The following is a 12,715-nucleotide window of genomic DNA, read 5'->3' as shown; positions in this document are numbered from 1 at the left end:
GCCGGATCGCCGGCGGCGCGTGCCGGCTTCAGGTCCGGGGCGACCGCTTCTGCAGATAGATGACGAGGCGGAAAACGACATAGAGCAGCGCCACCCCCGCATGCGAGACGACGATGAGCGGGCGGCGGCCGAAGAGTTCGGGAAAGCCGGCATACATGACGATCTCCGTCGCGGCGCAGATGAACCAAATCACCGGCCCCCAGGAAGCCAGCATCCATAGGCCGGCTGCGGCAAAGGGAAAAAACACGGCGAGCATCACCGCTGTCACCTGCCAGTGGACCGGCATCAGGTCGAAGCGCCACAGCGAGCCGGGATAGAAGCCGATAAGCCTGATCCAGTACAGGATACCGAACAGCAGGCAGTATCCTGATATGATTCGCTGGAACCAGGCGAAGATAACCTCCACCCCTGAAGGCTGAAGCACGACGCGTCTGGACGTCACCTCACTCATAGCGCGAGTTCCCGTTCACCGAGCGAGGCAAAATAGGCATCGACATCCGCGTCGTCGACCGCATCGAGGGTTGCCGGCAGCCATTGCGGCTTGGAACCCTTTTCGATGATGGTGGCGCGTATGCCTTCGTAGAAATCGTGGCCCGCGAGCATCCGGTTGAGGATGCGGAACTCCATCTTCATGCATTGATCCATCGGCAGCGTCAGGCCGGCAGTGATCTGGCGCCAGGCGACACGAAGGCTGGTCGGCGAGCGCGTCAGGATCGTCGCCAGCGTCCTTGCCGCAAACTCATCGCTCCCTGCCGCCTGCTCCAGGCTGCCGATGATATCGGCAAGCGACGCCTGCGCGAAGTGATGGGCGATCGCCTCCAGCACCTGCCTGTCCGTCTCGCGCTTCGCCGGGATGAAGAAGCCGCGCAGCACCGATTCGGGATCGCCGGTGGCGGCGAGCTGGTCGAGAAAGCCAGCCTGGTCCTGCGCCTTGATCGTATGCGTGGCCAGCCCGGACCACAACGCGTCGCCATAGCGGATACGATTGCCGGTCAGCGCCAGGTACATGCCGAAGGAACCGCCAAGATCGGGCAGCAGATGGCTGGCGCCGACATCCGGGAAAAAGCCGATACCCACCTCCGGCATGGCGAACTGCGCATTTTCCGTCATCACCCGGTGCGATCCATGAAAGGAGATGCCGACGCCGCCGCCCATGACGATGCCGTCGATCAGCGCCACATAGGGTTTTTTGAAACGCGCGATCTGGGCGTTCAGCCGATACTCGTCGGCGAAGAACTCGACAGGCGGCTTGCCGGCCCGGCCGGCCTCGTAGATGTGGAGAATGTCGCCCCCGGCCGAAAACGCCCTGCCCTCGGCCTTGACGACGACGACGTCGACGCTCCAGTCCCGCTCCCAAGCGTGCAATGCCTTGGCGAGTGCATTGACCATGCCGTGCGTCACCGCATTGAGTGCCCGCGGCCGCGTCAACGTGACGATGCCGGCCCGGCCCAGATGTTCGAAGCGGATCTCGTCGCCTCCGCCAAAATCCATCGTGAAAGAATCCCTCCCCCGCTCCGCCGGGACTGAAGTGCTAAAGCGTGGCCCATGGCCGCGTCAATGCCGGCATGCCGGCAGCGCGTCTTGGCTCGTGCCGGAGCCTAGTGCTAAAAGAGCCGTTGTGGCCGCAACGCCGAGAACCACGGCGACTGCGCAGCTGTAGCGGGTTTCCAACGGGGTGTTGCTCATGGCTGGATTTGCGCGCCTCGTGCCGATGACGATCGGGCTGATCATCATTTGCCTGGCTTTGCAACCGACCCTGGCGGCAAGCCTCGCCGATCTTTACCAGTCGCAGACCATCGTCAACGGTCGGTACGAGAAGAACCGCCAGGCCGGCTTCAAACGTTGCCTCGACGCGGTTCTGGTCCGGGTTTCCGGCGACCAGCGCCTGCCGGCGAAACCGGAGATGGCGGCGCTGCGCGACAAGGCCGGCAGCTTCGTGGCGGCCTTTCGCTACCGCGATCGCATGGAAGGCATTCCCAACCATGACGATCAGGGCACGTATGATCGGCCTCACAATCTCTACTGCCAGTACAGCCCGGCGATGATCGATCCGGTGCTGGCTTCGCTCGGCAGCAGGCCATGGCTGACCGAAAGGCCACGGCTGGCGGTGTTCTTGTCGACCGAGCGCGGCGTCAAGCATTTCGCGCTCGATGCCGATGACGAGCGCGGCGTGCTGATGCGCGAGTCGTTCGGCAATGCCGCCGCGCCGATCGCCATGCAGGTAACCTTCCCCACGGCAGCGCTGCTGTCGAAGGCGGGGCTGGACGACAGGATCATGCGCGACGCCGACATGGCGAAGCTGGACACGGTTGCGAAAATGGCCGGCGCCGACCAAGCGCTTTCCGGCAGCATCGTCTGGAGCGACAAGGAGTTGGGCTGGATCGCCGACTGGCGGCTGGGGAAGGCCGGCAAGACCTACGCCTGGCAAGTGCGCGGCGTCGGCTTCGACGAGGCGTTCCGTGTCGGCATGCGCGGTGCGGCGCAGATCCTTTCGGGCAACGGGAAACCCGAATAAGGACCCGACCGGATTGCTGGCACAAACGTGTCGCATTGGTCAGCACCACGGGTGCGTGATAAAAGCCGGCCAAACGAGAGTTTTGGCGATGAACAGATTCACCCCCGCAAAACCTGCCGGCGCGCGCAGCGTCGACGACATCACCGGCAGCCGCCGCTTGCGACGCATGCGCAAGGCCGACTGGTCGCGGCGCCTGGTGCAGGAGAACAAGCTTTCCGTCGACGACCTGATCTGGCCGATCTTCGTCGTCGACGGCAGACAAGTGCGCGAGCCGATCGCCGCCATGCCGGGCGTCTTCCGCCTGTCGATCGACCTTGCCGTCAAGGAGGCCGAACGCGCGGCGAAGCTAGGGATTCCCGCGCTTGCCACCTTTCCCAATGTGGACATTTCGCTGCGCGACGAGACCGGCTCGCATATCCTCGATCCCGACAACGTCATCAACCGCGCCACGCGCGCGATCAAGGACGCGGTGCCTGAGATCGGCGTCATCACCGACGCCGCGCTCGACCCGTTCACCAGCCATGGTCATGACGGCATTCTGCGCGACGGTCTCATCGTCAATGACGAGACGGTGGAACAGGTGACCGCGGCGGCCGTCATACAAGCAGCGGCCGGCGCCGACATCATCGCGCCGTCCGACATGATGGACGGCCGCATCGGAGCGATCCGCGACGCGCTCGACGCAAACGGTTTTCAGGACGTGGCGATCATGTCCTATGCGACGAAATTCGCCTCCGCCTTCTACGGGCCGTACCGCGAGGCGGTCGGCACGGCCGGCCTGCTCAAGGGCGACAAGAAGACCTATTACATCGACCACGCCAATTCCGACGAAGCGGTGCGCGAAGCCGAGCAGGACCTGGCCGAAGGCGCGGACATGCTGATGGTCAAGCCCGGCCTGCCCTATCTCGATATCATCCGCAGGCTGAAGGACGAATTTGCGATGCCGACCTTCGCCTACCAGGTGTCGGGCGAATATTCGATGATCAAGGCGGCGGGCGCCAATGGCTGGATCGACGGCGAAAAGGTCATGCTGGAATCGCTTCTTGCCTTCAAACGCGCCGGCTGCGACGGCATTTTGACCTATTTCGCCCCTGAGGTGGCGGAGATGCTGAGAGCATAGTTTCCCCAGCGCCTTCAAACCATATGCTCTTCATGGACCCACCGGCAAATGAGCCGGTATAGCGGCTGTCTCGGCAACCGCCATTTTGGCATCCGCACCAACCATCAGGCAACACTCTGGACATCGCATAGGCGAAGTACGGATATGCATCTTTTCGATGGGGGAAAATACCACTTGCAATTTGCAATCGGTTTGCTAGAAAGTAACTGCTTGCAAAACACAACTGGTCTGAGGAGGCTTTCCATGTCCAGACTTCGCGTCAACGCATTCACCTTGTCGCTCGACGGTTACGGCGCCGGTCCCGACCAGGATTTGAAAAACCCGCTCGGCGTCGGTGGGGAAGCCCTGCACAAATGGATGATCGGTACCCGCACCTTCCGCAAGATGGTGCTCGGAGACGATGACGGCACAACCGATATCAACGAGGCGTTCGCGGCGCGCAGCTTCGAGAATGTCGGCGCCTGGATCCTCGGCCGCAACATGTTCGGGCCGATCCGCGGCGAATGGCCTGACGAAAACTGGAAGGGCTGGTGGGGCGACAACCCGCCCTATCATGTGCCGGTCTTCGTGCTGACCCACCATGCGCGCGAGCCGATCGTCATGGAGGGCGGCACGACCTTTTACTTCATTACGGATGGCATCCATTCGGCGCTCGAGCAGGCAAGGGCAGCGGCCAATGGCAGCGATGTGCGGGTCGGCGGCGGCGTCGCCACCATCCGGCAGTACCTCCAGGAGAGGCTCATCGACGAGATGCATCTGGCGATCTCGCCGGTGCTGCTCGGCTCCGGCGAGCACCTCTTCGCCGGGATTGATATGCCGAAGCTCGGCTACGCGTGCAGCGAACAAGTAGCGACGCCGCTTGCCACGCATGTCGTCATCAAGCGGACTTAGGAATTAGTTGTCTGCGACAGTGGGAATTGGCAACCCTTGGTGCAGATCCTTTCTCCCCGTCACTATACGGGGAGAAGGACAAACTCTCGTTCAATACTTCTCGGGCACGTAGAGCTCGCGCGGCAGCACCTGGCGCTCGTATTCGGGATTGAAGACCCGCTCGGGCAGCGTGATCTCCTCGTGCGGCACCTCTTCATAGGGAACCTGCTGCAAGAGGTGGTCGATGCAGTTCAGCCGGGCGCGCTTCTTGTCGTTGCCCTCGACGATGAACCAGGGCGCCTCCGGAATGTTGGTACGGGCGAAGGTCTCTTCCTTGGCCTTGGTGTACTGTTCCCAGCGCACCCGCGACTGCAGGTCCATCGGCGACAGCTTCCACTGCTTCATCGGATCGTGGATGCGCATCAGGAAGCGCATCTGTTGTTCCTCGTCGGTGATCGAGAACCAGTATTTGACCAGCGTGATGCCCGAACGGACCAGCATGCGCTCGAACTCCGGCACGTCACGGAAGAATTCCTCCACCTGATCGGGCCCAGCGAAACCCATCACCCGCTCGACGCCGGAACGGTTGTACCAGGAGCGGTCGAACAGAACGATCTCGCCGCCGGCCGGCAGGTGCGGCACATAACGCTGGAAATACCATTGCGACGTCTCTCGCTCGGTCGGTGCCGGAAGCGCCACGACGCGGCAGATCCGCGGGTTGAGCCGCTGGGTGATGCGCTTGATGACGCCGCCCTTGCCAGCCGAATCGCGGCCTTCGAAGATCACCACAAGCTTCTTCTTGTGGTAGGCGACCCAGGATTGCAGCTTGATCAGCTCGGATTGCAGCCCGATCAGGTCGCGAAAATACTGCATGCGGTCGATAGAAGGCGGATGCGCGTTCTTGTAGATCCTGGCGATCTCCAGCGACAGCGCCGGTTCCGACATCTCCAGTTCATAGTCCTCGTCGAGCGTGTCGGCGAGTTCGGCTTCCAGCCAGTCCCGGGCGCCGGACTTGGGTATGGATTCATTCATCGGTGTTCCTCCATCTGCAAGCTGCCGCCTCCGGCAACGACCGGGCGCACTGGTCGCGTCCTGACGGCGGCGCGCAACGCCCTGATCGACTGAGTATAGGCCGGCAATGACGGTTTTATTGCAGGGGCACGCCACGGCCGCTCATCGGTGTGCTGGGGCCGGAGGGCGACAAGCCGCACGGATTGTCCTACAAATCCAGCAACCTGATCGGGCCATTCTTCTCAATCGCGAGGACTGACATGGAATACCGCACTCTCGGCCGTTCCGGCCTGAAGGTTTCGGCGCTGACGATGGGCACCATGACCTTTGGCGGCGCCGGCCCGTTCGCGGCTGTGGGCAACAGCGATCTCGCCGAGGCGAAGCGCATGATCGATCTGTGCATCGATGCCGGCATCAATCTCATCGACACGGCCAATGTCTATTCGGACGGCCTGTCGGAGGAGATCATCGGCGAGGCACTCGGCGGCAAGCGCAGGAACGACGTGCTGATCGCCTCGAAGGCGCGCATGCGCATCGGCGACGGTCCCAATGACGAAGGCCTGTCGCGCCATCATTTGATCCGCGAATGCGAGAAAAGCCTTAAGCGGCTCAAGACCGACGTCATCGACATCTATTTCCTGCACGAATGGGACGGCGTGACGCCACTCGAAGAGACCATCGCCGCGCTCGACACGCTGGTCGGCCAGGGGAAGATCCGCTATGTCGGCTGCTCCAACTATTCCGGCTGGCAGGTGATGAAGGCGCTCTCCATCAGTGACACCCGCCATCAGCCGCGCTTCGTCACCCAGCAGATCCACTACACGCTCGAAGCACGCGAAGCCGAATACGAGCTGCTGCCGATCTCGGTCGACCAGGGATTGGGCGTGCTGGTGTGGAGCCCACTGGCGGGAGGCCTGCTGTCGGGCAAGTATCACCGTGACAGCCCGACCGCGCGCCAGGTCGCCGGCTGGTCCGAACCGCCAATCCGCGACGAGGACCGGCTGTGGCGGATCGTCGATGTGCTGGTCGAAATCGGCAAGGCCCGCGGTGTGTCCGCCGCACAGGTGGCGCTTGCCTGGCTGCTTGGCCGGCCGGCTATCAGCTCGCTTGTGATCGGCGGGCGCAACGAGGCCCAGTTCAGGGACAATATCGCGGCGGCCAGCCTGACGCTGGCCGGCGAAGAACGTGATCGCCTCGACGCGGTCAGCCGCCCGCCCCTGCTCTATCCCTATTGGCATCAGCAGCTGACGGCAAAGGAGCGTTTCGGCGCCGCCGACCTTGTGATCGACCGAAGCAGCTTATAGGAACCCTGGTGCCGGCTCCGAGACGTCGGAAGGCGAACGACGCGTAGTCAGCCCACAAGAACAGCAAAAAAGGAGCCGCTATGGCACGAGCACCAAATTACGATCAGGAACGCAAAGAACGCGATCGCCAGAAGGCGGCCAAGAAGGCCGAAAAGCTGGCGGCCAAGGCTGCGGCGCGGGAGCGTCAGAAACCCGAGACTGACGCCGAGATTGAAACAGAGGAATGACGGCGCGCGGCGGCAATCCGGCCTGGATCAGGCCGGCGCCTTGTCGCTGACGAAGACGTCCACTTCACGCGCCGCCGCGATAAAGGCGCGCCTTGCGTTCATGGCCGGCTTGTCGCCGGCCAGCGCATCGTGGCAGGCCTGCAGCGCCGCGCGATGCTTGGGGGTGCGCTTGCCGGGCCAGCTGTTCATGAGATAGTCGGAAGCCTCGCGGGCCGAGCGTAAGAGCTGTGTACTTCCCGCCGTGACTGATTTGACGGTCACGGGTACTTCAAATCGGTTGTTTTCCATCGCCCGGTCCTACGCCATCGGCGTCCGCGAAGCGAGGCCGAAAGTGGGGCTCGGGGCCGGTGGTCCTTTTTTCGGCGGCGAGTGGCCTGCCCTGCAGGCCGCATTATGCCGCCACGACGGCAAATCCCCTGGCGCGAAGGCCGCGGCGATCATTGGCCAGCGACGTCAACAGACGGTCGCGACTGCCCACGATATGCTCCGAGAGCAAGCGCGCGGCTTCCTGTGCATCGCCGCTCCGCACGGCGGCCAGGACGGCGTGATGTTCGGCCCAGGCGCGGCCAAGGGCCGCTCCATCGCGTACCTCCAGCCAACGGGCGCGCGAAAGCCTGGTCATCGCGTCGCGGACGGCCCGAAACAGGAATTCATTGCCGGACAGTCGCGCCAGCTCGATGTGGAAATCCATGCCGACGCGATGCCATTCCTCGCGCGGAGTGTCGTCGTCGCAGGAGACGAGCATAGCCTCGATGACATCGACGGCACTTCTGTCGGCAAGCCCGCATGTCAGCCGCAAGGCCGCGACCTCGACCGCTTCGCGGTAGACCGCGATCTGCTCGAGTTCGGCCAGGTTGATGGGCGAGACCGTCCAGCCGCGCCCGTCCCTGCCGACCAGCCCTTCGGTTTCGAGCCGCAGCAGCGCAGCCCTGACCGGCGTGCGCGAGGCGCCGAAGCGGCTTTCGATCCAGCGCTCGGTGAGTTTCTCACCCGGGCCGATCTCAAGTCCAAGGATCATCTCGCGGAGCTGCCGTTCGACGTTGTGCATCTGCGACATCGTTGTTGCCTTTTCACGTGCCCGCATTGACAGCGGTCGGGCTGTGGGTCCATGACGGATACCGACTTGGTATCCCAAAATGGTATCCACAACAATCCCTGGCACACGCAGGCACGGCATGACGCAGAACGATACGGAACAGGGCGGCTACAATATCCACTGGCGGCGCAATCTCGCCGTCTGCTTCGCGGGTTCGTTCAGCACGCTCATCGCCATGACCCTGCTCTTGCCGTTCCTGCCCCTCTATGTCGAGCAACTGGGCGTCGAGGGCCATGCGGCGATCGTGCAATGGTCGGGCATCGCCTATGGGGCGACCTTCTTCGCGGCGGCGCTCGTTGCGCCGTTATGGGGACGGCTCGGCGACCGCTACGGCCGCAAGCTGATGCTGGTGCGCGCCTCCTTCGGCATGGCGATCTGCATGTCGCTGACCGGAATGGTCGAGACGGTCTGGCAATTGGTGCTGCTGCGCCTGCTGATCGGCTTTGCCGGCGGCTATTCCTCCGGCTCGACCATATTGGTGGCCATGCAGACGCCGAAGGACCGCTCCGGCTGGGCGCTCGGTGTCTTGTCCGCTGGCATCACGGCAGGTTCGCTGGTCGGCCCCTTGCTCGGCGGCGCGCTGCCGCCGGTAATCGGCATCCGCGCGACCTTTCTGTTGTCCGGCGGCGTCATCTTCCTTGCCTTCCTGGCGACGACATTCCTGATCAAGGAGAACCAGCGCCCGCAAGCAAGCAAAGCCGCGACGGCGGCAAAGCCGAAGAGCGGCTGGTCGCAAATTGCCGACAAGCGTCCGGTCGTGGCCATGCTGACGACCGGCATGCTGCTGGCCTTCGCCACCATGTCGATCGAGCCGATCATCACCGTTTATGTGCAGCAGCTGATCGAGGACCAGAGCCGGGTGACGCTCGTTGCCGGCGTGGTGATGTCGGCGGCCGCCCTTGGCGCAATCCTGTCGGCGTCATGGCTTGGCAGGCTCGCCGACCGCGTCGGTCACTGGAACGTCGTCGTCGGCGCGCTGGCCGTGTCGGCGCTGCTGCTCATTCCGCAGGCCTTCGTCACCGACGGCTGGCAACTGATCGGGCTGCGGTTCCTGATGGGCCTGGCGCTCGGCGGTTTGCTGCCTTGCATCACCAGCGTCATCCGCCACAACATTCCCGACGGCGTCGGCGGCAACGTGCTCGGCCTTTCGATCTCGGCCCAATATGTCGGCCAGGTCGCCGGACCGCTTGCCGGCGGTTTCGTCGGCGGCCATTTCGGCATGCGGGCGGTGTTTCTCGGCACGTCGGTGCTGATGGCGCTCGGCGCGGTCTACAACTGGATTGTCCAGGCGCGGCGGACGCGGCATATGTTGATGGAAGCGAGCAAGCCCTGACAAGCTGCCCAGCCAATCAACCGAAGGAGCGTCGACATGAACCTGGCCGAAACGACCGGCAGCCGTCTGCTTGTGCTCGCCGCCGGCATCGTGGGCGCGGCCGGCGTGGCGCTGTCGGCGGCCGCCGCACATCTCGGCGGCGCCTTCACCGGAACCGCGGCATCCTTCCTGCTGATGCATGCGCCGGTGTTTCTCGCCGTCGGTCTCCTCGACGCGAATCGCCCGCTGCGGTTAGCCAGCCTGGTGCTGCTCGTCGGGCTCGTGCTTTTCACGGGCGATCTTCTCGCCCGCGATTTCCTCGGATCGAGGCTTTTTCCGATGTCGGCGCCGATCGGAGGCACCCTGCTCATCGCAGGCTGGCTGACCATAGCTGTCTCCGCCGTGGTGCGTCGGCGACCCTGAGATGCGCGGCCGGTTTCAATCCCGGCGACGTTCAAGCCGGATCCAAAGATCGCGGTTGCGCGCCGAGAGCGTCGTGCGGCGCGGCGCCTCTGGCCGCTCCGCGGCCGGGCCGATGCCCCAATAATTGCGATAGATGTCGTCGAACAGATGCTTCATGGGATGCATGGCTCTTCTCCTCTTGATTTAGATTGAATCGATCCAATCGGCCGACGCAAAAAATTTCACGCCAATCAGCTCCGCTTGCGCGCCACCAGGAAGCGCAGATCGCGAATCCACGGGCTTCCGCCGCGGCGGCTGGACTTTTTGGCGGCCGACCCGATGCTCCAGTCGTTGCGGTAGATGTCTTCGAACAGATAGTTAACAGGATGCATGGCGCACCTCCCATCTAGGTTTAATCCAGCAGGCAGATCTTAGTTGGATCGATTCAAAGATAGGCCTATGGAAGCCGCCGGTCAAGCAAAATTTGAATCGATCCAACGAAAGTGCTAGATGCAAATCGGGAACGTGCTAAATGCATGTCAGGAGGCACGCGCAAATGGCGTCACTCACCGCAGGCAATCGACGACCCGTCCGGCTGGCCGACATCGCCAAGGCCGCCGGTGTTTCGCATGGCACTGCCTCCAATGTTTTCAGCCGCCCCGAGATCGTGCGCGAAGAGGTCCGCGAACGCGTTCGCGCGACAGCCGAGGCGATGGGCTATGCCGGCCCCGACCCCAAGGGCCGCCTGCTGCGGGCCGGGAAGGTCAACGCCATTGGCGTGGCCACCGCGGAGCCCCTCTCCTATTTCTTCGAGGATCCCTTCGCGCGCGTGATGATGGCGGGTATCTCGCAGGCCTGCGATGCGACCGGGGCCGGGATCTCGTTAGTCTCGGCCGCCAACACCGAACAGCTTGCCTGGAATATCCAGAGCGCCCTTGTCGACGGCTTCATCGTCTTCTGTATCGAAGGCGGCTCGCGCCTTGTCGAATTGGCGCGTGAGCGCAAACTGCCCTTCGTGGCGCTGGACCTGGATTCGGAGGATGGATCCGTCGCGGCGATCGGCGTCGACAACATCGCCGGCGCCAGCCTGGCGGCGCGCCATCTGACGGAACTCGGGCATCGCCGCTTTGCCGTGCTGGCGCTGCCTTTCGCCGACGGCAGGACAGGCATCATTTCGCCCGAGGAGCTTCGCGCCGCGGCCTATGCGGGGACACGCGATCGCCTCACCGGCTATTTCCGGGAGCTTTCGCGGGTTGGCATCGATACATCCAAAGTGCCCGTCTACGAAACCGCCAACGATGCCGCCACCACAAAGGCGGGGCTGGAAACGATCTTTGCTTCCGGCGAACCACCCACGGCCATCCTGGCGATGTCGGACAGGATCGCCTTGGCAACGCTTGAATGGCTGAGCGCGCGCGGGCTGAATGTCCCCGATGATGTTTCGGTCATCGGTTTCGACGGTGTTCCCGAAGCAGCGCTATCCGAGCCGCCACTGACCACCGTCGCACAGCCGATCGCCGAGATGGGCCGGCTTGCGGTCAAGGCGATCCTGGAAAACGACGGCAAGGTCAGTCGGCAATTGCTGCCGGTCGAACTGATCGTGCGCGCCTCCTCGGCTCCACCGCGCCGCTGAACCGGCTCGCCGACCTCAGCGGTTGGCTCTAGCCACGGCCGAGATACCGAACGACGCCTGGACGGGTTTGGCGTCCTTTTGCGTCGTCCTGGCTTTCCCCGAACCGCCGATGGTCGACAACCATTCGAGATAGAAAGCGAGCGCGAACTGCATGGCGATGCCGGCGGCGAGCAACAGGCTGTCATAAGCGAGGCCGCCGGGATTGATCAGTTTCATCACCTGGGCAACCATGGCGATCAGCGTGCCGGCGATGAACACCGGCAGCGAACGCTTGCCGAGTATCGCCAGCGGATGGTCGGGGCCGGTGCGGAACAGGTTCGAGACCGCAGGCAGTGCCACCACCAGATAGCTGACCGCCAGGATGTGCAGCAGCCGCGGGAGCGACAGGAATGTCTTGTCGAAGCCGGTCAGCACCACCGGCAGGTCGAACCAGGTCACCTGGCCCCAAAGCGGACTATGCACCCATGCCAACGCGGCCAGCACATAGGCCGCGGCGGCACCGATCAGCCAGCGGTTGGCTGGAATGACGCCGCCGCGCCTGACATGCAGCATGGCGGCAAGGCCGATGTTGAACAGGAACTGCCAGGACAGCGGATTGAGGAACCAGAGGCCGGGCTCGGGATAGTTCGGCGGGGCGATCTGCCAGATGCCGGCAACAAGCCACAGCAGGCCGGACACGGTCAGCGCTGCAAGCGGCCTGTGGCTGATGAACAGCAAGAAGGCCGGCGCCAGCAAAAGCAGCACCGCGTAGACCGGCAGGATGTTGTTGTAGCCGAGTTGGTGGCCGAGCGTGACGATGCCGACCAGCACCTCGGGCGTGTCCTTCATCAGCGGTTCGATGTTGATCAGCTTCAGCAGTTCCGGCCGCCGGCCGAACACCGCCGCGGCACAGAACAATGCCATTACCGCCATCGTGGTGACGATATGGGCGATATAGAGCACGCCTGCCCGCCGCCACATTTTCAGCGTCGCGAGCAGCCGGCCTCCCGGGCGGAACTTCGTGCCATAGGCAAGCGCGACCGAAATGCCCGATATCAGCACGAAAGCCTCGGCCGCATCCGAAAAGCCGAAATTCTTGTAGGTCAGGGTGTCGAAAGCCGTGCCCGGCACATGGTCGACGAAGATCGTCAGCAGCGCGAGCGCACGCAGCACATCGATGCGCGTATCGCGCTCGGTTGGAACTGGGGTGGTCATCGACAAAAGGCCTCAAAGCTGGTTGTTCATG

General features: G+C 63.5%; 16 protein-coding genes. 8 read left to right on the top strand and 8 right to left on the bottom strand.

The genetic code is table 11. The annotated features are described in order from the left end of the window. Positions 1-28: 28 nt before the first annotated feature. On the bottom strand, positions 29-451 hold the full coding sequence (locus tag FJ867_RS08255; RefSeq protein WP_140557009.1) for a DUF6163 family protein: 423 nt from the start codon (positions 449-451) through the stop codon (positions 29-31). Continuing rightward, a complete protein-coding gene (locus FJ867_RS08250) occupies positions 448-1,491 on the bottom strand; it encodes an enoyl-CoA hydratase/isomerase family protein (protein WP_140494054.1) in 1,044 nt (347 codons plus the stop codon). Before FJ867_RS08250 ends, FJ867_RS08255 begins: the two co-directional genes overlap by 4 nt. Before the next feature lie 193 nt (positions 1,492-1,684). Here FJ867_RS08250 and FJ867_RS08245 point away from each other — a divergent pair, with 193 nt between their 5' ends. The 3 genes from FJ867_RS08245 to FJ867_RS08235 all read left to right on the top strand — a co-directional run bounded on the left by FJ867_RS08245 (position 1,685) and on the right by FJ867_RS08235 (position 4,526). After that, complete coding sequence (locus tag FJ867_RS08245) at positions 1,685-2,515, top strand: DUF2066 domain-containing protein (protein ID WP_140817060.1); 831 nt, start codon at positions 1,685-1,687, stop codon at positions 2,513-2,515. An 88-nt stretch (positions 2,516-2,603) separates the two neighbouring features. Next, positions 2,604-3,635, top strand: a complete 1,032-nt coding sequence (gene hemB, locus FJ867_RS08240) for a porphobilinogen synthase (protein WP_140515685.1) — start codon at positions 2,604-2,606, stop codon at positions 3,633-3,635. 243 nt (positions 3,636-3,878) lie between these two features. Continuing rightward, a complete protein-coding gene (locus FJ867_RS08235) occupies positions 3,879-4,526 on the top strand; it encodes a dihydrofolate reductase family protein (protein ID WP_140494060.1) in 648 nt (215 codons plus the stop codon). A 90-nt stretch (positions 4,527-4,616) separates the two neighbouring features. Here the strand turns inward: FJ867_RS08235 and ppk2 are convergent, their stop codons facing one another. Continuing rightward, a complete protein-coding gene (ppk2, locus tag FJ867_RS08230) occupies positions 4,617-5,537 on the bottom strand; it encodes a polyphosphate kinase 2 (RefSeq protein WP_140494062.1) in 921 nt (306 codons plus the stop codon). A 239-nt stretch (positions 5,538-5,776) separates the two neighbouring features. Here ppk2 and FJ867_RS08225 point away from each other — a divergent pair, with 239 nt between their 5' ends. Both FJ867_RS08225 and FJ867_RS08220 read left to right on the top strand, forming a co-directional pair. Continuing rightward, positions 5,777-6,820 carry an aldo/keto reductase gene (locus FJ867_RS08225; RefSeq protein WP_140560568.1) on the top strand — a complete coding sequence of 348 codons (1,044 nt, stop codon included), beginning with the start codon at positions 5,777-5,779 and terminating at the stop codon, positions 6,818-6,820. 80 nt (positions 6,821-6,900) lie between these two features. After that, positions 6,901-7,047, top strand: a complete 147-nt coding sequence (locus tag FJ867_RS08220; protein WP_140494066.1) for a hypothetical protein — start codon at positions 6,901-6,903, stop codon at positions 7,045-7,047. A gap of 27 nt (positions 7,048-7,074) precedes the next feature. Here FJ867_RS08220 and FJ867_RS08215 read toward each other — a convergent pair whose 3' ends face one another. Next, positions 7,075-7,308 carry a DUF982 domain-containing protein gene (locus FJ867_RS08215; protein ID WP_246670991.1) on the bottom strand — a complete coding sequence of 78 codons (234 nt, stop codon included), beginning with the start codon at positions 7,306-7,308 and terminating at the stop codon, positions 7,075-7,077. A 130-nt stretch (positions 7,309-7,438) separates the two neighbouring features. After that, positions 7,439-8,104: a GntR family transcriptional regulator gene (locus FJ867_RS08210; protein WP_140547575.1), complete on the bottom strand. Its 666-nt coding sequence runs from the start codon at positions 8,102-8,104 to the stop codon at positions 7,439-7,441. Positions 8,105-8,222: 118 nt separating this feature from the next. Between FJ867_RS08210 and FJ867_RS08205 the strand changes: the two genes are divergently transcribed. Together FJ867_RS08205 and FJ867_RS08200 are read left to right on the top strand one after the other, a co-directional pair. After that, positions 8,223-9,476, top strand: a complete 1,254-nt coding sequence (locus FJ867_RS08205; RefSeq protein ID WP_140515675.1) for a multidrug efflux MFS transporter — start codon at positions 8,223-8,225, stop codon at positions 9,474-9,476. Positions 9,477-9,512: 36 nt separating this feature from the next. Then, a complete protein-coding gene (locus tag FJ867_RS08200; RefSeq protein WP_140565179.1) occupies positions 9,513-9,878 on the top strand; it encodes a DUF423 domain-containing protein in 366 nt (121 codons plus the stop codon). A gap of 15 nt (positions 9,879-9,893) precedes the next feature. On the opposite strand, the gene FJ867_RS28685 is transcribed toward FJ867_RS08200, so the two are convergent. Continuing rightward, positions 9,894-10,043: a hypothetical protein gene (locus tag FJ867_RS28685; RefSeq protein ID WP_181167565.1), complete on the bottom strand. Its 150-nt coding sequence runs from the start codon at positions 10,041-10,043 to the stop codon at positions 9,894-9,896. A gap of 65 nt (positions 10,044-10,108) precedes the next feature. Then, positions 10,109-10,249: a hypothetical protein gene (locus FJ867_RS28680; protein WP_181167564.1), complete on the bottom strand. Its 141-nt coding sequence runs from the start codon at positions 10,247-10,249 to the stop codon at positions 10,109-10,111. 164 nt (positions 10,250-10,413) lie between these two features. Here FJ867_RS28680 and FJ867_RS08195 point away from each other — a divergent pair, with 164 nt between their 5' ends. After that, positions 10,414-11,490, top strand: a complete 1,077-nt coding sequence (locus tag FJ867_RS08195) for a LacI family DNA-binding transcriptional regulator (protein WP_140817058.1) — start codon at positions 10,414-10,416, stop codon at positions 11,488-11,490. 15 nt (positions 11,491-11,505) lie between these two features. On the opposite strand, the gene FJ867_RS08190 is transcribed toward FJ867_RS08195, so the two are convergent. Then, the gene (locus tag FJ867_RS08190) at positions 11,506-12,684 is read right to left on the bottom strand and encodes an OpgC family protein (protein ID WP_140728255.1); all 1,179 of its coding nucleotides are present in this window, start codon (positions 12,682-12,684) and stop codon (positions 11,506-11,508) included. Between the last annotated feature and the right edge of the window lie 31 nt (positions 12,685-12,715).

Source organism: Mesorhizobium sp. B2-5-3, from assembly GCF_006441005.1.
In the GTDB taxonomy this organism is placed as follows: Bacteria; Pseudomonadota; Alphaproteobacteria; order Rhizobiales; family Rhizobiaceae; genus Mesorhizobium.
This window is presented reverse-complemented; position numbering and strand designations above follow the sequence as displayed.